Origin of the sequence: Halocatena halophila (assembly GCA_027563145.1) — an archaeon.
Lineage (GTDB): Archaea > Halobacteriota > Halobacteria > Halobacteriales > Haloarculaceae > Halocatena > Halocatena halophila.
Map to the genome: position 1 here is coordinate 1,919,737 of CP071306.1, position 18,350 is coordinate 1,938,086.

Annotated in this window: 23 protein-coding genes; all 23 read right to left on the reverse strand. The window is 45.4% G+C overall.

The features are described 5' to 3' along the window. Window positions 1-4: 4 nt before the first annotated feature. Window positions 5-646 carry a hypothetical protein gene (locus JXQ78_RS10190; protein ID WP_330630653.1) on the reverse strand — a complete coding sequence of 214 codons (642 nt, stop codon included), beginning with the start codon at window positions 644-646 and terminating at the stop codon, window positions 5-7. A 9-nt stretch (window positions 647-655) separates the two neighbouring features. Then, window positions 656-1,882 (reverse strand): baseplate J/gp47 family protein, encoded by a 1,227-nt coding sequence (locus tag JXQ78_RS10195; RefSeq protein ID WP_330630654.1) that lies wholly within the window; start codon window positions 1,880-1,882, stop codon window positions 656-658. Beyond that, window positions 1,882-2,205 carry a hypothetical protein gene (locus JXQ78_RS10200; RefSeq protein ID WP_330630655.1) on the reverse strand — a complete coding sequence of 108 codons (324 nt, stop codon included), beginning with the start codon at window positions 2,203-2,205 and terminating at the stop codon, window positions 1,882-1,884. The genes JXQ78_RS10195 and JXQ78_RS10200 overlap by 1 nt, the downstream gene beginning before the upstream one ends. 73 nt (window positions 2,206-2,278) lie before the next feature. Then, window positions 2,279-2,806: a hypothetical protein gene (locus tag JXQ78_RS10205; RefSeq protein WP_330630656.1), complete on the reverse strand. Its 528-nt coding sequence runs from the start codon at window positions 2,804-2,806 to the stop codon at window positions 2,279-2,281. A gap of 3 nt (window positions 2,807-2,809) precedes the next feature. Continuing rightward, window positions 2,810-4,060 carry a hypothetical protein gene (locus tag JXQ78_RS10210; protein ID WP_330630657.1) on the reverse strand — a complete coding sequence of 417 codons (1,251 nt, stop codon included), beginning with the start codon at window positions 4,058-4,060 and terminating at the stop codon, window positions 2,810-2,812. 60 nt (window positions 4,061-4,120) lie between these two features. Further along, entirely contained in the window at window positions 4,121-4,573 is a 453-nt protein-coding gene (locus JXQ78_RS10215) for a hypothetical protein (RefSeq protein WP_330630658.1), read from the reverse strand. A 10-nt stretch (window positions 4,574-4,583) separates the two neighbouring features. Beyond that, on the reverse strand, window positions 4,584-6,752 hold the full coding sequence (locus JXQ78_RS10220; protein ID WP_330630659.1) for a hypothetical protein: 2,169 nt from the start codon (window positions 6,750-6,752) through the stop codon (window positions 4,584-4,586). A gap of 222 nt (window positions 6,753-6,974) precedes the next feature. After that, a complete protein-coding gene (locus tag JXQ78_RS10225; protein WP_330630660.1) occupies window positions 6,975-7,454 on the reverse strand; it encodes a hypothetical protein in 480 nt (159 codons plus the stop codon). 50 nt (window positions 7,455-7,504) lie between these two features. Next, entirely contained in the window at window positions 7,505-7,915 is a 411-nt protein-coding gene (locus JXQ78_RS10230; RefSeq protein WP_330630661.1) for a hypothetical protein, read from the reverse strand. A gap of 66 nt (window positions 7,916-7,981) precedes the next feature. Further along, on the reverse strand, window positions 7,982-9,283 hold the full coding sequence (locus tag JXQ78_RS10235) for a hypothetical protein (RefSeq protein ID WP_330630662.1): 1,302 nt from the start codon (window positions 9,281-9,283) through the stop codon (window positions 7,982-7,984). Between the two features lie 27 nt (window positions 9,284-9,310). Next, a complete protein-coding gene (locus tag JXQ78_RS10240; protein ID WP_330630663.1) occupies window positions 9,311-9,814 on the reverse strand; it encodes a hypothetical protein in 504 nt (167 codons plus the stop codon). Continuing rightward, window positions 9,811-9,990 carry a hypothetical protein gene (locus tag JXQ78_RS10245; protein WP_330630664.1) on the reverse strand — a complete coding sequence of 60 codons (180 nt, stop codon included), beginning with the start codon at window positions 9,988-9,990 and terminating at the stop codon, window positions 9,811-9,813. The genes JXQ78_RS10240 and JXQ78_RS10245 overlap by 4 nt, the downstream gene beginning before the upstream one ends. Further along, window positions 9,983-10,375: a hypothetical protein gene (locus JXQ78_RS10250; protein ID WP_330630665.1), complete on the reverse strand. Its 393-nt coding sequence runs from the start codon at window positions 10,373-10,375 to the stop codon at window positions 9,983-9,985. The genes JXQ78_RS10245 and JXQ78_RS10250 overlap by 8 nt, the downstream gene beginning before the upstream one ends. A gap of 4 nt (window positions 10,376-10,379) precedes the next feature. Beyond that, the gene (locus JXQ78_RS10255; protein ID WP_330630666.1) at window positions 10,380-10,688 is read right to left on the reverse strand and encodes a hypothetical protein; all 309 of its coding nucleotides are present in this window, start codon (window positions 10,686-10,688) and stop codon (window positions 10,380-10,382) included. A gap of 75 nt (window positions 10,689-10,763) precedes the next feature. Then, a complete protein-coding gene (locus JXQ78_RS10260) occupies window positions 10,764-11,162 on the reverse strand; it encodes a hypothetical protein (protein WP_330630667.1) in 399 nt (132 codons plus the stop codon). An 8-nt stretch (window positions 11,163-11,170) separates the two neighbouring features. After that, window positions 11,171-12,127 carry a phage major capsid protein gene (locus JXQ78_RS10265; RefSeq protein ID WP_330630668.1) on the reverse strand — a complete coding sequence of 319 codons (957 nt, stop codon included), beginning with the start codon at window positions 12,125-12,127 and terminating at the stop codon, window positions 11,171-11,173. 57 nt (window positions 12,128-12,184) lie between these two features. Then, window positions 12,185-12,562: a hypothetical protein gene (locus tag JXQ78_RS10270; protein WP_330630669.1), complete on the reverse strand. Its 378-nt coding sequence runs from the start codon at window positions 12,560-12,562 to the stop codon at window positions 12,185-12,187. Between the two features lie 95 nt (window positions 12,563-12,657). Continuing rightward, window positions 12,658-13,056: a hypothetical protein gene (locus tag JXQ78_RS10275; protein WP_330630670.1), complete on the reverse strand. Its 399-nt coding sequence runs from the start codon at window positions 13,054-13,056 to the stop codon at window positions 12,658-12,660. 36 nt (window positions 13,057-13,092) lie between these two features. Further along, window positions 13,093-13,749 (reverse strand): hypothetical protein, encoded by a 657-nt coding sequence (locus tag JXQ78_RS10280; RefSeq protein ID WP_330630671.1) that lies wholly within the window; start codon window positions 13,747-13,749, stop codon window positions 13,093-13,095. A 2-nt stretch (window positions 13,750-13,751) separates the two neighbouring features. Then, window positions 13,752-14,015, reverse strand: a complete 264-nt coding sequence (locus tag JXQ78_RS10285) for a hypothetical protein (protein WP_330630672.1) — start codon at window positions 14,013-14,015, stop codon at window positions 13,752-13,754. A 10-nt stretch (window positions 14,016-14,025) separates the two neighbouring features. Further along, window positions 14,026-15,471, reverse strand: a complete 1,446-nt coding sequence (locus JXQ78_RS10290) for a phage portal protein family protein (protein WP_330630673.1) — start codon at window positions 15,469-15,471, stop codon at window positions 14,026-14,028. Next, entirely contained in the window at window positions 15,471-17,189 is a 1,719-nt protein-coding gene (locus JXQ78_RS10295) for a phage terminase large subunit family protein (protein WP_330630674.1), read from the reverse strand. Before JXQ78_RS10295 ends, JXQ78_RS10290 begins: the two co-directional genes overlap by 1 nt. Window positions 17,190-17,478: 289 nt before the next feature. Beyond that, window positions 17,479-18,195, reverse strand: a complete 717-nt coding sequence (locus tag JXQ78_RS10300) for a hypothetical protein (protein ID WP_330630675.1) — start codon at window positions 18,193-18,195, stop codon at window positions 17,479-17,481. Window positions 18,196-18,350: the final 155 nt, after the last annotated feature.

Genomic DNA, 18,350 nt, shown 5'->3' on the forward strand with positions numbered 1-18,350 from the left:
TATATTATTCTAAAAGTCCAGCGTATGTTCCGCCATTATTTTTAGGATCGCCGTTAGAATCGAGTCCATCGTATGCCTTATTTGCTTCAAAATTGCTATTATTGTAGTCTGTTGGGTTAATGTATGTAAATGTCCCACGAGTAAGGATATCCACATTATAGCTGATTGGAACAAGTTTATCAGCCATTGAGGCAACTTCAGAACCCGAGAGAGCAGTTTGATCAAGTGCAGGAAGGGGAATTGTGACAACTACGCTTCCGTATCCTGATGTGGAATTGTGTGGCTCACTGTAACCAAAATTATTTTCCCTAACATTCAACATCGTAGCCAGACCTCCAAGGAGATCTGAAATTGTACCTTCGCTCGTGACAAGCTGATAATTGGAAATAACCCGAGCACGATAATGTTCGAGTGATTCGTCCTTCTTTGGCAGGACATCTACCATAATTGCCAATCGCTCAATTTCCTCCACAGAATTGGCAGTTTGGGGCATTGTTGCAGCGTTTACATCATCAAGATCACTTTTGAGATCATCAATTGTGTCTGCCAGTGGCGTAAACAGCTGGTAATTTCCCGAGTCCGGGTCCTTAGGCATCCATATCGGCAAACGACTGGCAAGCTCTTCGTTCGTAGATTTCTCAGCCATAACTTGTTGTTATTTTGTGATCGTGATCGAACTATCCAGTGCGCTCACCGATGCCATTTCATTCGCTGCAACCGTGAGATTGGTTGTAGATGTTGGAGACGACGAGAACCCGATATTAAGGGACGATACGTCGGCCACTCCGTTCACAGACATAATTTGGCCAATTATCTTCCGATAGATAACATCATCTCCAACACGTAGATTTCCGTCTTCTTCATCTCCAGAGGACAGCACACCCCCGACATAGTGGACAATCTCGTCTTTAACTTCACTGTCTCCCTCATACACATCGGTTGTCGTAATATTCATATCTATGTAGAGGCCCTTCACAGTCGGTTTGGAAAATTCAACAGTCATAGTTTGACCAGTACCGATTGGCAAATCAAGCGAAACAAGATTTCCCCGAGCTCCGCCAACAGTACCGTCTCCGGCAGCCTTTGTAGTTAAAATCGTTTTTCCAACGTTTTCATGAACATCTGATGTACACTCAACGACCGCCTCGAAGGAGTGTCCTGGCCTCCCACTTGCATCTTCGGAATTTGTATCGTTTACGAATAGTGAAACGGATTTTACGCCATCAACATCAACTAACGCATTGTAGATGCCGATAGCTGTCGAATTCATGCCCTGAGATAGCTCATCCTTTGCCCGTTCTCGAAGATCGTCATCAGATTCTCGACGTTCGCCAGAATGGGTCGCATTAGGATTTGTGACGTGTTCAATACCGGTTGGAGGGTCGGGCATAACAACGATAGCGTTGGAGCCCACATTTCCGCCGATTCCCGGCTCAATAGCTTCAATCGCTACATTCGCAACTTGTGTGTTACCAGATGGAAGAATAGCTGTCTCGGTCGTCTGGAACCGTACAGCGTCGATCTCATCGGTTTGGATCACCGTTCCTTTGGGAATGACATAATCAGTGCTGGCAGCAACATCACGAGAAAATGTAGCCTCTCCGATTGCCGAATCAGCCTTATTACGCCGAACTCCAATGAGTGCGGTAAGAAGATCGAGTGCTCTGTCTTGAGCATATTCCAGTTGTGTTGCGTTCAGAACTTCTCTAAGATCCATCTGAATATCCCGCAACATCACCGCAACGGGTTCGTAGAACGTTCGAATGACAGCAAGATCGTCCGGGTTAAGATTCGGCCCGAATACATCAAACGCATAATCCATCAGAAGATCTAAAATTTCGTCCTTTGTGAGCGGTTCATACCGCCCGTCTATAATAGCCATTATTCAGTTAAATCAATTTGAAATTGTTCATTTGTATTGTAGACGATAGTGAGCTGAACTGTATTAACAGAATCTGGTGAAAATTGTGCTGAAATAGATTTGATATCGTTCAAATATTCACCATCGCTGGCGACGCGTTGTGCTTCCAACTGTATGAGATTCAGAATCTGCTCTTTAGGCAAATTTCTACCAATCACTTCATGAAAATACCCAACAGCACGAATTGCAACACGCTGCTCAAAAGCTTCTCGTCCAGTAATTGTTTCAAGGTCATTCCGCCCACTAAACTGTACGTCAAATCCTTCTCCTAACTTAATATCCATAATTAGATTCAATAGATAGAGACGACGAGAAGGGGGGATATGTGGTTAGTCCCGTTCTCGTTATTTCCAGCGATTAACTCGACGGCGTTTTGTCTTCCTTTGCAAATGGTGCACTGGGTGCGTCAGGATAATCTTTCCAGTTTGTTTCCAGCGATTCCATACCCTTTGGATCGAGCTTCTGTTCATAGGTGTCGCTCACGATCGTGCACTTACCATCACACGCAAGAATCATATCATACGTATCGTCTGCATTTCGCTTGAAACGGATTCCTGTACCCTTGTTGAACTGGAAACAATAGTCTCCTTCGCCCATCTCCTTAGGAAAGGGAACTTCTTTCTCGCGGTTGGGATCATCCTTGGTGTATGGATTACGAACAGCTCGTGCTGTAGGCTGCCGATCGACGTAGTGAATCTCAACGATATCACCGACGTTCGGGACGATCCATTCGTTTTTGCCTTGTGAAATGTATTCCATTTCTCGCGGCTCCTGGTCTGGTCCGATCACCGCATTGACCATGATCTTTCGTCGCTTGTAATCCACCTTTATCGACGTGATACGACCGTACTTTATTTCTGGAGTACCAAGATTCCTATCGCTCATAAATTAAAGTGCGTTGCCTGAATTGTACGCTTCAACATCAGCATACTTCTGTGAGTCTGTTGGGTCGTAAATATACGACTTAGATTCGATGGAATCAGGCACTCCACCGAGATCAACAATAGACTCCCATCCTAACCGTGGGTTGAAATTGTGCTTAACGCCACGAACAATGTAATCCCCACCATCAGCTGAGTTAGAACAGTCGTCGGTTCTCGTTGTTGAAGGGACTGAAATTGTGTCTCCAACCGACAGAGAAGATAAAATACTACTGGACTGTGAGGCCAACCCATTAAATGCAATATTTCCAGAGGTATTTCCCATAGACTCACGGAGTAGATAGCCTTTCACAGCTTCTTCAAGGTCTTTCTGTTTGTAGATATTCAATGGTTCCTCGATCGCCATCACGCGCCCATCATTTGCTCCTGAGACCCATGCTTCGGCAACCGGGTAGATCTTCTCAATGCTGAAAATGTCATCCATCTCCGGAAATTCGAAGCCCCGGTAATCAGTGGCCCCGCGTGCAATAACTCGTTTTATAGGAACTGTAGATTTCGTAATGTTGAGTTCCTTAACTCGAAGTCCATGTCCCCGTGGGTCTACAGTAAGGGAATTTACGGGCCGTGATTCAGGATGTCCTACCCATAGTGTTCCGAGGATATCAACCCATGATTCCACCCCGAATTCATCTTCAACTTTTGCCATCGCCTTTCTTGGCGATATATTATCAAATTGTAGACTCGCAAATGAATCTACGTGGCCAGGAGCGAAGAAATTATTAATATCTTGAATGCTGTTTCCAACAACATTAGCTGCTCCTTCTACGTACTTGACCCCTGGGTATGAGACATCAAACCCACCCCGTAGTGATTCAGAATATGACTGAATCGATTCTGATTGATCTGTCTGTGCTGTAAATTCTACTGATTTAATGGCTCCAAGTGGATCGCTTACCTTCGAGTAAATGAAGTCAACAATATCTCCAAGCGTTGAATCATCAAAGTTTTTCGTGATTGCACCACGTTCCATAATTTTATGAGCATCATCAAGATTGATAATACCATTATCGTTGTTTAACGTGATGCCATCCTGAGGAACGTAGAACCGATTTAATGGAACTCCCTCTATCGAGACTGTAACAGGCTCGAATGCTTTGACTTTGTTGTCAATGAGCTCTCCAGCCTGCCGAGTTACTTTTGCCTGTACATATGAGTAATGTCGGCGCTTTGATCGAGAGTCCAACTCAACGGGTTGCACTACCACACCGGAGTTTTCAAACGTTATTCGGACACCTTCAGAAAGTGCACAAGTCATAGATTACCCGCTTATAATGCCGAATTTGGGAACTTGTCCACCGCCTTCGTCAATGCCAGTTGATACAATGTCAAGACTATAGCTGTAAAGTTGCATCTTATTTATTGGATCATAACCAATCGGACCCTCTAATTCCCCAGCTTCGATCCGAACTTGGCCGGACCAGGCTGGAGTAACAACATCGAACGGTTCGTTCTTGTTTAGTGAGCCATTGAATGCTCCAACTTCATTAGCCCGCAGTTTTCCAGAGATGTGGATAACGCGGTTTTTAGATCCTGTGTCAATAACATCTTGACCACCACAGAAATTATCACTTTTATCCAGTTTGCGTTCTTTATCAATTGATATACGCTCTGGAACATAATATGGTGCAAATGTTACAGGCCCAGATAAAAGAAATGAAGACTGTTCAGCAGATACTGAAGTACTACTACCACCGCCAGCTCTAAGAATCATATATTATATTTTATGTTGATGGGGTTGTTCTATCATCTATGTCTTTTTCATTATCGTAAAGATGCGAATGATCATCCTGAAGTCGTTGATAAGCGCGATTGTTCACATCACCATCGACATTAATAATCGTCGTAGCACCGCCTCCAGGATCATTGCCGTAACCACTACCACTGCTACCACCTGCTCCCGACATTGAATCCATTGTAGACATAGCTGCCATGCCCCCGAGAAGTGCAGCAAGTCCGAGTGTTGCAACAGTAATTGCAGCAGCTAACGTTGCAACAGCCCCGGTTAGTGATCCAATTGCAGGGATCGAGGCTAACGCAGCTTGGATTACCATATACAGGCCTTTAACGACAGCAATCATGGCCTGGCCAGCTGTGATAAACAACTGGGAGTTAAGTGCTGCAACTGCCGCTGACAATGCCCAAACTGCTCCAATAACGGTTCCAATAACAAGAAGGGCGCTCATAAGCCCAACAACGAATTTGTTCGACAGAAGGCTTGAAACGCCAGCCAAGATATTGAACAGAGGTTCGAAGACAGTAAGGACAAACGAAACTGCGCTCATCAAGTTATACAAAATGAACACAACAGAACCAATAATTTTTGCAATTCTCAAGAATGCAGTTTGATTATTGTGTAGTTCTTTCACTAACCCTTTGAATAACTTAATGATCAAATTGCCGAATATTTTCCCAAATTTTCCTCCAATTTCAGTAAGGGGTCCAGAAAGGCTATTAACAGCTACGATAAGCTGTCTGATGAAATCGAATGTGCCACCAACAGCCTGTTCAAAGAATCCTCCAAATTGGCTAAGGTTTTCGAGCGGGCCAACAAGTGACTGCACTTCACCAGGGATCGAAGAGAAGATGGCTTCCACAATGGGATTAAAAGTAGCGATAACAGGCCGCAAAATCCCATAGACAGACTCGGCCAGTTTCTTCAAACGCTTTCTGGCCTCATCCATCGATCCTTCAAGCCCGTCACCGTATCCGAGCAAACCGAGTCCGCCAATAGCAGCTCCAACTCCAGCTAATGCACCAAGCGCAGCGACAAGACCCAATGCCCCAGCCGTAGCTGTAAATAGCATTGGGGCCATCAAAGCAATCAGATTCCACCACTGCTGGATCGTTGGCCGGTATTTCTTTAAAGTGCTACCAAGTTTACTAAATGCTTTATCGGTTTCAGGAATTGATACATTGGCAATTTCTGAAAAAGTATCTTTTGCAGACTTAAAGATACCCCCCTTCTCGTTATCATCATCTCCCCCAAAGATAAGATCAAATCCATTTTTGAATTCGTCTGTATCCGGTATAGAGAACTCGTGCTGTACATCATCGGTAATATCACGAGCTGAGAAATCTGGGTGGAATGAAGCAGTATCAGGATAGATGAAATCATCTGTATCCACTCGATTAACTGTACGAGCAATTTGCTCGTCAACAAGTGATTTGATCTGCTTGTCGAGGAGCTCTTCGAGATGATTTTGAGCGCCTCGATTTACTTTATCTCTGTCCCATTCTCTACCGGACCAATCGGGAGGGAATTCTGATGCCGTTTCTGAACCTGGCATGATGAATTCCCCGGTGTCCCCCTTGTTGATAGTCCGAACTATTTGCTCATCGATAATTCGCTGAGTTTCGTATTCAGACTCGGGAATTGTGTCTGCATGGAAATTTTCAATGAATTCAACAGCATTATCTAATGTTGGTTCTGCAATCTCAGTTTGCCTAACTACCTTTGATACACTTTCCCCAACATTAGATTCGCCCCGAGTGAAGCTTTGAGCATCATTGCGAATTAATTCCTTTAGATAGTTGAAGGACTCCTGTGCCCCGATCTGGGTTGGTGGACCAGAAAGGGAATTGTCATTGATGAGCTCGCCGTCTTCATCAACATCAACGTGTAGCGTTGTGTGGAGATCATCTTCAAGAGCTTCCCGCTTTGCCATTGCATTGCGGGCCTTGACAGCAACCTTCAACGTCGTTCGGATACGCTTTTCGAGAGATTTGAGTGCCTTTTTAGTGCGCTCAATACTCCCATTATCGTTAATTTCAAGGTTGATTTCAAGGTCATCTGCATCGATCTTGTCAAGCTTTCTATCAAGCTTTTCCAGCTCTTTAGAATACTCATCGACAATTTCAACGGCAACCTTGATTGATTCAGATGCTGCCATTACTCTTCTCCTGTATTAACAAACATCGTAGTTTCCCCACGACCGCCTCCAGGTTGTCGGAGTGAATTAACCTGCCCAGCTCCCTGCTGGTTACCGCTTGCAGCTTCTTGCTCTCTCTCAGCTTTCTCTTCGATAGCTTCGATAAGCGCCATTCGCTGAAACGGAGTTAAATCAGCTTGCGTTTCAACAAGAGGCACTCCAGCTTCAAGGAGTGCTAAAACGCTACTGGCTCCCCCGACTTCCCGGAAATTTCTTCACATCACGGACGTTGCCCGAGATCTCCAGGGCCTTGCCACCAAGCTCGACACTATATCCGCCACGCATCATCGACACCATCTTTTCTGCATCGTCCTCGGTATACTCAACCATATTTCCGTCGTCATCATATGATCCGACAATACCGAGTTTGGCCGCATCCTGCATGGCTTCTACAAATTCTTTATCCATGTTAGAAACGTCAACTGTGTCATCTCCTCGTTCCTCAGCCTCCTCTTTGGCTTCTTCAACTCGTTCAACAGCCTCTTCTTCGTCCATGTCGAGATGTCCTTTTAGAAATGATGCGATAGGGAGAAATTCGTTATCAACAATTGGGCTCATAATAACCGCAATTTCCTCACCAAACATCTCAAAGTCATAATCTTCGGTATAATCGTCGCCACGAACGCACATTTCGTACAATTTTCCTTTAGGTTTATCAGACATAATTAATATAAGAAGTGTCCCTGTTATACTGTGGGACAGTCAGTTACTTATTATAGTGGATTCGTATCAACGCTACCGGCACTGCCTTTCCGCATCGCAATATATTCATACGTCGTTGTCGTTGTATCGCCGTCAGAGACTTCATACCCTTCACTGGTACACAAAACTTCATAGAATGCAGTTTCAGAACCATCAAGATGAGTCACTGTAATCGAATCAAGGACTTGAGGTACTCCGTTTCCATCAAAGAAATGGCCATTAATATCGTGCTTATTTCCTTCGCACTCTATTTCTCCTTCGTAGGAAATATGGCCAATAGTATATCCATTTGGGATAGTTTGGCCAGATCCATAGATAGCACTAACATCAATGTCCTTTGTATATGTCATGTTGGCTACGGTAACTTCTTCGGAACCAACATTGACAACAATATCTGCTGTATTTTCTTTTCGTTCTACCATAAATTTAGATTTAGTTAAAGTTGTTACTTTTCGATTGGACTAACGAGAACGGGGAGTTCTGGTTATTTATGCTTCAGTTTCACCAGTTGATTGTCCCTCGATTTCTCCAGCCGAGATGTTGGCAATGATGTTCCGAAGCGGATCGATCGTGTTGATACCAACATTAACACGAGCAGTCATTGCGTCAACCTTTTCAACAGAAATTGTGAATGCAGTAATAGCGTGCGTCGTCCGCAATCGTTCGAGCTCGGAAGTAATTACGGCCCTTAGTGCATTCCGCGCTGACTGGGTGTGCAGTTCGCCAATGAACGGTTCACTGGCTTGGTGCACGATTCCAGTAACGTAATCCACAATGAGTCGATGAAGCGATTGAGACATAGCCGACTCAGCCTGATTGTCGTTAGCAACGCAGGTGACATCCTCGACGATCCTGGCTCCCCGAGCCTCATCGGCAATTGGAACAACATCTTCATTGTATAGATCGGTTTGCTCTCCCTTCGAGAGAGTAACAGCCAGATCGTTTTCGGTGTTCAAGCGTTTGAACATCGGGCTGTTATCAATACCGAGCTCTCCCCGAAGGCCAAGAACCGATCCAACGAAATTCATCCCATCAGCATTCCTCGATGGATAAATGAGCTGAATGCGAGAACTATCGAAACTATTGGCATAGTCTGCTGTATTGGCGATCTTTGTGCTTGTACCAGCCAAGACAATAATGAAATTATACCGTTCAACTTCCTGTAGCACGGCTTGATGTGCGTATTCGACAGCTGCCTGGTTCTCGTTAAGGATACCAAGAAAATCAATCCTTTCAGACCGGTCGGCCATCATCACATCAACTGCGCCAGGATAATCATATGCAGTATAATCGACTGTCCCAGCAGTTGAAGGAGCTTGTGACAGCTTCCAGTTCCCAGTAACAGGATTATAGAGCATTTCATCACTTTGAGCAGTCAGACTGTCGATATTATCCAACGTTTTTACCGCAGTTACTGAGCTGTCCAAAGTAACAGAAATTTCAGACCCGTCTTCAATAACAGGCGTTTCAGTAAAGTTTCCAGTTTGTGCATCAACTGTTTCTGCGGTTACCGTGGTTTCACTCGCGGCAACACAATACACCGGGTATGCCCCCTCAGAAAGCGCGTTTGTAGCATTCTTAGTTAGAGAACTATCGCGTCCAAAGAGGTTCCTGGCTGCAACTGGGGTCCGAATCTCGTATACTTCATCAGTGTTTGCCGTCCCATTTGCAAGATCTGCCTGGCCGATTAGACCAATCTGAGCTGGTGCCCCGATATTGACACTCGTGCTGTTAGCCGATTCAACTTCTGTCTTAATGCCCGGTAGGGCAGTTCCGCCTATAGTTACCATAATTAAAGAATTAAAACCGCAAAACCGCTATCCGCCGATGTTCTCTTGAACCTGTTCGAGCGTATCTACCGTATGCTCGACGCGCTTTACATAGCCGAATTTAACGAGAAGGGTTCCCTCATACCAGTCTCGTTCTACTACAGACTGAGTTTTAGGAACGAATTTACCAACTTCCCATCGGAATGTATCTTTATTAAATAGCTTAGAATCATCCATATAAGGAATGAAGTTATCAGCAAGATCAGGGCCGAGTTCATCACGTTCAGATTCGCTGTATGACCGTAGTAAAATCTCTGCAACAAATGACCCATATCGATGTAATTCACGACCGATGGCATTCCCGTCAGAATCACGGATAGTGCCTGCATACGGGCTTGAACCACCGACTCCAATATCTTGTGATTCCCATTGTAAAATGCAAATTGGAGGTGAAGCATTTTCATCTCCCCCCTTCGTTCGAACATCAAATTTACTGGGAAGTATATTTTTTATCTTCTTTCTCAATTTAAATACTATATCTTGCTCTTTCATAACTTACGCAGCTCATTCCCAATAGCATCTGCTGTTGTATCAGCAGCATTTTCTTCAGCCCATTTTTCTCCAGCTTCCATAAAGTGGATGCCATCAACCCCCTGTTCATAAAGATGAGTTTGTAACCAGAAGGCTAACATTCGCACTTCAGGGTCTAATGAATCAATATCAACCATCTGGATCAAACCCAGTTCCTGCAAGGTTGTCTTCAATCCATGGAATTAGTGACTCTAATGGGGGCATACTATTTTCGTACGAATATGGTGTCTCACGCTTATTCTGTGTGCCAGAAACTCCATGTTCCTGGTATGGACCATGCTCAGCGCTGTTGTTAACCATTACAAGCGTACGGTTGGAAAGTGTAATTGTAGAGTTATAAAATGCCTCTAACATCTCATACCGCCATACAGCATCTTCAGTTCTGATCTTATCTTCGCTCGTTCTCGTTATTCCCCGCGCAATATCATCAGCAGCGTCATCGATGCCAGAATCAATAGCATCACCGATTTTCTCACCAATATCTGTATTAGAAATATTTATTGATCCAGATAATTTTGCCATATATTCACCCACCCTCATCTGTAACAAGAGTTGAATTGGCTTCAAGATGAGTTCTATACCGTGTAATAGCATCGATTTCGTAGGTTTTATCGAGATAACTAACTCTCATTCCAGTCTTGATCTGCGAATCTCCAGTAAAAATCATTAGTGGATGATCAACTGGATACCGACCACCTACTGTACGTTCAAGTTCTCCTTCATTGCTATCAGCACTACGATATACGCGAATAACATTTTCTTCAGATACTGCTATCCACGACTGAACATCACCTTTCCCATAGGGATCTTCAACAATTTCGCCAGGTTCAGTCAATGTACATAGTTCTCCAAGACGTTTGATAGCCAGTGATGCTCGTCGCCGTTGTGCAGGGATAATTCTACTCATAACTTAATTATCGAATTGGTATGTTCTGTCTGAACGGCTTATTTGACCAATTCCCGCTTTAGACCCTGTAACGGCGTTATCTCGATATTTGCGGTAATTTTTAAGCCATCGACTGATCTCTTCCGGGTTTGAAGCTTCATCAACTTGGATCTCTGCTATCTCAAATGCAGGTGCATCCAGTTCCCCAACCTTGATCTTTGAGAATAAACAAAGAAGCCAGAACAACGCCTGATCAGCCTGTTTATTGCCAGTATAGAATCTTGCTGATGTGTCTGTGTCGGCCCAGAACTCGTCTTTCGACAACACAAGTAGCGATTCTAACTCAGAATCAGTCAGAATGCTACTGTCGTAGTCTGTTAGCGACCGAACTAACTCCTTCATTTCAGTATCATCAGCGACCATAGATTATGTTAGGCCAGGTTGTCTGCTGTGAATTTGACTCCAGCAAGTGGATCAGCCATCTTGGCCCCTTTACGGAACGACCCGTAAGCACCAATCAGTGCACCCGGATCACCGTAGGAACCGCCCGACCCACCAACCGGAACGCCCGAGTTGTCCGTAATCTCTATCGGACGAACAGTATTGGTCTTGATGGGCCTACTATCAGACATAATAAACACATCATTGCCATCAAGCCATGCGGTCTGTACGAAATGGGTTCCATCTTCCCGAAGGGTTTGTTCAGGAAGCGCACCCTCACGAAGACCTTCGGCTTCCGGAATATAATAATTAGTGCCGTCAGTGCGTTCTGAAATCAGCTCAGCAGCAATGTTAGAGCTTACAAGCGCAACTGATGGACTTTTACCATGGTGCCTTAGCTGCTTGTTCGCTTCGCGAACGTGTTCGGATACAGTATACGGACCAGTACTCCCGAACAGCGTATTGGTATCCGGGAAAGTGTGGTTATGCGTATCCGTAAACGAATAAGCGCCATGATCAGGCGGCGTAAACCAAAGCTGACTCCCATCAGCAATTCCATTCTTCACAACATCGAAACTAATTTCGAAGTCCTTCGTATCAGCACCTTTAGTAAGTTCACGAAGCTCTTCTCGAAGCAATTCAGAGGGATTATCCTCAATAAATTCACGGCTGAAGCCAAGCGATCGAGCGTACGACTTGACCGAAAACGCCATCTGTTTGCTATCAAGCGTACCAGTCTTGGCGTGCTCCATCTCTGCAACTTCATTCCAAGTCATGTCGCCAGTACGCTGCATAAATACGCGACTTGAGACTTCCTGCGTAAATTGATTTAGAAATCCTTTGGGAGCGTCTCTATACTCATCAATAAGCGTAGTCGCGTACCCAAGAATATCACTAAGTGGAACGTCGTCTTTCGTCGTTAGCTCAGTCTTTCGATAATTTGCCATAATATAAATACCTTTAAATAATTAATTTGTAACCTATAGTCAACAAGAACGGGAGAATTAGACTACCGTCTCGTAACCGTAGTCAACATCAAGGAACATTTCGTTCCCGTCGTTAATAGCAACCCCAAGGATCTGAACAATGTCACCGCTCGCGGAAGGCTTGGTCTGAGTAAATCCACCACCAGTGCCCAGATAGATAGGCTGTCCGGGAGTGAAGCCCCAATCCTCGTCGGAATTAACAAGAATGACCCCGTTCTTAACCGCCGCAATGCGGTTTTCACCAACCAGTTCCCGTTCAGACACAATAACATCCTGAACTTCGGGAACACTGGCAAAGTCAGCGGGATCAGTAACAGGTGCGGCGAGCACGCCAAGCGCATTCACCGCCGTACCAGAGGCGGCATCAGCGGCTACCCACTGGCCATTCGAGTCCATACCAACAGGATCACCTTCCTCACCAGAAACAGTACTAACCGCTCCATGGCGGTTGATAGGCTGTTCAGCGCCGGTCGCAAGTCTAACACGCGTCATTATTCAAGAAACCCCATCTTTTTTAGATCCGCCCGTGCGTCATCACTAAAATCAGACTTCTGACTGTCATCAACAGGAGCCTTTTCGGGCTTGTCCTCAAATTTAGACTCCGTCTCCTCCTTCTCGTCGGTTTCAGCTTCAGAAGCCATCTCAATAATCTCCTCGAACTCGAACCGATCAGCAATCATCTCTGCATCAAGCCGAACGTACTCAGATGCCATCTCCGAAAAGTACGTAGTTGCGAGCTCGATATCAGACTCAAGTTCATCAATCTGTTCTTCAAGCTCCGAAAATTCGGATGAATTTTCTTCAGCTTTACTCATAAAATCAGAGAGCGTCGAACGAAGATTGCTCTCATCCATTTCTTCAATATCGTCTTTTAGATCAAATTCGTACATAATAGTAATTTGAATTGCTGTAGATTCCGTGCGCGCTTACAAACGACGCGCAACCAATCGGCTCTCGCCCCAAGTGGGGGTCATAGAGCCTTCAGCTGTCCCGTTATCGTTGAATACACCAGAAAATTGTGCTGTCAATCCACCGTTGTCATATCCAGCAGGGAACGGCGTTAGACTAAACTCATGGAGCCGCCCATCAGTGAACGTTGCTGGTTCGTTTTTATCCTGGGAAGTTTCGACCTTGAGAGATCGAGGATCAAACCCAACACTGCCGTGCTGAATTGCCGGTGGATCATGGGTGAAGTCAGAGATATAGTCCGATCGAACTTGACTCCCGGTATTGGGAATATGCCCCATCAGCTTCAGAAAGCCATCAGAGAACTTCACTCGATTCGATCGAAGCCAACCAACGTTCGACCGCTGGTTCTTCTCGTGTCCATCCTGAACCGGGAGACGGCTTGTATAATCCTTTGTTGCAACTTTTCGAAGGAACTGTTCAGTGATTTCAACCTCGAAGGGAGTGCCTTCGTGTCTGATTCCCGGCTCCATCGCCGCAAACGTGAAATCAATCGACCCATCGTCAAGCTCACGAACGCCGTATTCGTTAAATCCGTCGTCAATATCACCAAGACGATCAACCTGCGCGAAGTTAACGTTCAGCCACGCACTTTGTGAAACTTCATTTTCAGACATAATTAGAATTTAAAATTGAATAGTCCACCAAGTTTAGAAAGAATCGCTGCAATAGTGGTACTAATCCCAAATGTGATAGCGTTTAAAATTGTCTGATTACGGCTCGAACGTTTATCGATCTCATCAATTCGTTTATCTTGCTTGTCTATATTATCCTCAATAGTTACCATACGACCGCCCATCCGCCCAAGACGGTCGTCGATCTGCTCGGTTCGCTCATCGATTCTGTGCCACACCGCCATTTCATCTTCTTCGTCATCAGGCATTCATACATCACTACTCGTTTGATATGTCCTGCTGTGGCCGGCTGTCAGAATCAGATGTATCTTTCTCCGGGTTCTGGCGGGTTTTCACCGCTCCGTCAGCCGAATTACCACCGCCACCTGTATCAGTTGGAGAGCCACCGTCGGGGTTTTGGATATTATCACCCTTTCCAGCGAGCTGTTGAATCTTTCTAATATGTTCATCAAGCTCGCCTTCCTGGGGCAACTCTGTCTCAGGATCAATTCCAATGCGTCGAGCAGCCGCCTCGAACGTGAGAAGACCGTTGTTAACCAACGTAACAGCCATTTCAGCGTCGAGACGTTCTTCTTCTGAGCTGTGTTGTCCAAACTCAAACTGAGGAGGCAATTCAGATAGTTCAGCGGGATCTGCGTCCCCCGCCATAATAGAAACGAAGATCTGATTACGAACAGCTGACCGAATAGTTGACCGATATCGCTGTATACGCCGGTCAAATTTCGGCATATTCGTTACGCTATCACCACGTGTACCTCCAGAATCGATATTGCCGAGAAATGCTGGAAGCCCAAGTGCTGTATAGATACGTTTCAGTAAGTGCTGAAACGTTGGTTCCAAGCGCATGGCTCCAGCTGAAGACGATGTAGACGTAACGCCAACAACATCGTGATCAACGTCGTGGCCAACCGCCAACATCGAGTCGGGCTGAATGTTTTCAACAGTCGATAGCCACGAATCGATTTGATTTTCAGACCATGGCCGATCTTCCGTTCCCAATTGCCAAATTATAGGAGGATAAGCCTTAGTGGCGATGAATCTCGCCATATCGATCTCCATATCTCGCAACATATCGACCTGCTCTTCACATTTCTCGATAAGCGAACGACCGAAATCCTCACCGGGATGTTCATGGAATTTTAAGACAGCAAGATCATATGGACCAAATTCAATCTCTTCGTTGTCCGGTGTTTCATAAATATAACCCGTCGTATTGCCGAATTCGTCCGTCTGAATCGAAATATTCTCAGCAGAAAGTACCTTGGGCTTGAAAACATCGTCTTCAACAACGATCTCGATAAACGATGTCCCATCAACCAAAGCGTGCCAGACCCACTTTATTAAAACATCTTGAAAGTTAGAGGTTTCAACAAGTGATTTTAGATTCGAAATGTCCTCTGCATTCTGTTCTTGGTCTGTGCCAACAATATTAGCTGGTTGAATCGAAAATCCAGATCCAACCAGATAATCAACAAGTGTGTTAATTCCCTCGCCAATGTGAGGATCAGTGTCCGCAATTAGACGATAATCTTGAATTTTCTGAGTTGGCGGCTCAGATGGACGTGGTGTACCACTGTTCCCTGTCCGCTTAACAACCGCCGTGGAACTATCAAGAGCGAATGTACTTTTGGCGTCGTTGGGGGATACCCCATCGATTTCGCCAGCTACCGCTCGTTGAATGATTCCTTCTTTTACCGTACTCATTATCGTGAATGTCGTCCGTTATATCTTCTTCTTGAATGGCCGCTATTACGACTGCCACCGCGTTTATTTCGTGTACTTGAAAACGATGCACTGGAAGTAACTGGAACGGGCTGTTCAGTGTTTTCTACTCTCCCGTTCTTGTTGCCACGATCGCCCACAGGATGTTCATGTGACCGTTGTTCCTGATCTGCGTTTCGTCCGGGAGAAACCGCGTACCCCGGCGGAAATGCGCCCAGAACCGCCGCCATTGCCGTGTCGTCTTTACCAGTATCGGACTCGTCTTTGCCAGAGAAAGTCGGTGTTGAACCATCCCGCTTTTTCTCTTTGACAATAGCGTTCATCTCCTCTTTGAGCCGATCGTCTTTAAGGAGAGTAACACGATCATTCCGAAGTCCAGCGTTCATATCTCCCATCATCTCGTTGAACGTGTCTCGGTCACTGAAATTGAAGTCGATGACCGCACGCCCAAGCCTGTCTGTGAGCTGTATAGCAAATGTTTCTCCAGGCCCAGTCCGATCAATGGTTACTATGTCAGCTTCCATCTGGTTGTAGATGTGAGCGACATACTGAGCAATCTGATCAGCATTTCCTCGATCGGGTCGTACAAATCCAAAATTTTCGAGTGTTTGGTCTGTTACGACCTCCTGATACCGGTGAAACCGCTTGTTATCAATGTGATCGAAAACCTGAATCACTGTATCATCGCGATTAATGCCAACATCGACACCAATTGCCCGAGTGTCAGCAGTGTTTGGTACTGAAAGGCCGTGTTGATACGCTCTCTTACTGCCACGATCCATTGCACGATCGATTGATTCGGCAGAAAAGAACCGATATTCGTCAAGAATTGGACGACAGAGGTACTCCTGGCCAAATCCGGCTGGATCAGCCGCCCGCTCATCCTCAATCTGATGGATGTTCATGTCGGGCCGAACTGGCTCAACACTCTGTTCCGTTAGTGGTGTATTGATGTCGATCTCATCTGCATTCCAGAACGACGGCTGTTTGATTGAAAGAACAGTTGAATATTCGTCTGTTCCCTCTTCACCGTCCATTCCTTGCGCGGTTCCCCGCTCAAAGGTATTCAGAAACAGGTCATTGTCCACATTCGGCGTCGAGACCTGTACCATCTTTCGATCGTTGCCAAGGGATAGGAATGCACCAAAAGCCCGCTTCGTCCCTTTCTGGTTCTCCATGAAAGCCATTTCATCAAGAAGGACAGATCTTGCGGGCCGATCACCACGGGCACCGTCAGGGTCGCCTGTGTACGCTTTGAACGCCGTTTCATTCCACAGCTCGATGTATCCTTTGTTGTCTGTATTCGTCGGAATCTCGACTTTGGCGTTGTCAATGAGCGTCTGAATATCAGACAGACGCTCTTCTGCCTGTGTCTTCTTCCTCGAAACAACAGGATAGAATGACCGAGGAATGAACATCCCCTGGATGAGATACGACAAACAGTAAATGAATGAGTACCCAATCCGTCGGCCTTTGTAATTACTTATCGTCTGGGCATTGCCGTAAAAATAAGCGTGCATTGCCCGGCGCTGGGTATCGAATAGCTCTAAATCTTTTATTTCGCCCGTATCTGTATCCGGGATCTGGAAAATATCTTCAGCGAGTAAATCTGGTCGCCCTTGCCACCGATCTTCAATGATAGACGGTTCGACCCCCAGTTGGTCAGCAAATTCTCTCAGGAGATCGCTATCTACCTTCATAAATCAAATTTATCGGGGCATCGACCAGCTATAATCAGAGTTTTTCTCGACGAGAAGGGGATCACCGTCATGTGCTGCGTACTGACGACCATCCGGAACCGCAATCGTATCTACAGGAACTGTTCCGTCAGGCTTAATCTTGAAGTGAGACCCACCAACAGTCCCCAGTAGCGGCTCACCAACGATATTCGCCAACTCATAGTAAACGTCGGTAGCGACAATCGCATCTGAGCCAGGGTACACACATGTCTCAAGGCTTGGAACCATCCAATATCCTGCTGAGAATGTTCTAAGCATCGGTCTTATCCCATTTACCAGGATCATACTCCTCATCGGCACCTGTGATAAGGCTGGCACCGACTTCAGCAAAGGATTTCATAACCTCCGTGGCGTCGGCCTCTTTCTCGTTTTGGAGACGCTTTTTTCTGGAGATGCCCAGGTTGTCTTCCATCTTCATAACGAGTTTACGGTTACGTTGGAGCATATCAGAGAGATAGTGAGGAACATTTTCGTACTCAACCTCTCCGTTTGGCCCAAAGACTTTCTTTGAGTTTTCCTCTCCTTGTCGAATAATGTACCCGGAGGCCCGCTCGTTTCTAACCATTTCAACAGCGAGCTCGTGAAACCGATACTTTGCCTGCGGATCTTCGCTAACATCAATATCATATGCCTCAGGCCATTCCTGAGTGATCCAATCGTACAACTCCTGATCGGCGTCACTAAAGTCCTCAATTAGATGTTTAACAGATGCGTTCATACCATGTTTCATTCCAGCGAGTTTGTCCAGGCCTTCAGTACTGCCGGCACCTCCGTGATGCTTACAGATCCAATGTGGATGGATGACCTTCCGAGATACACAATACCGGACTGGGCCATCGTAGTCCTCAGGTTGTCTGGGAATCTTTGCTAAACAGTAGCATTTTTCGAACGACGTTGGATGATCATGTTCTTCTCGTAGTCGTTCGAGCTCTTCATTCGTTTTTCCAGTAACACTATTTACAGCCATAGATATAGCCCATAAAAATAGGATAAAATAACTGCAACATCAAAATAACAAGAAGGGGGCTGTAAAATATCTATGATACGAAGTATCAATCATGATCTAATTTGATAAATATCTACTGAATACTTCGTATTTAAGTTGTATTATATTGGTTCACC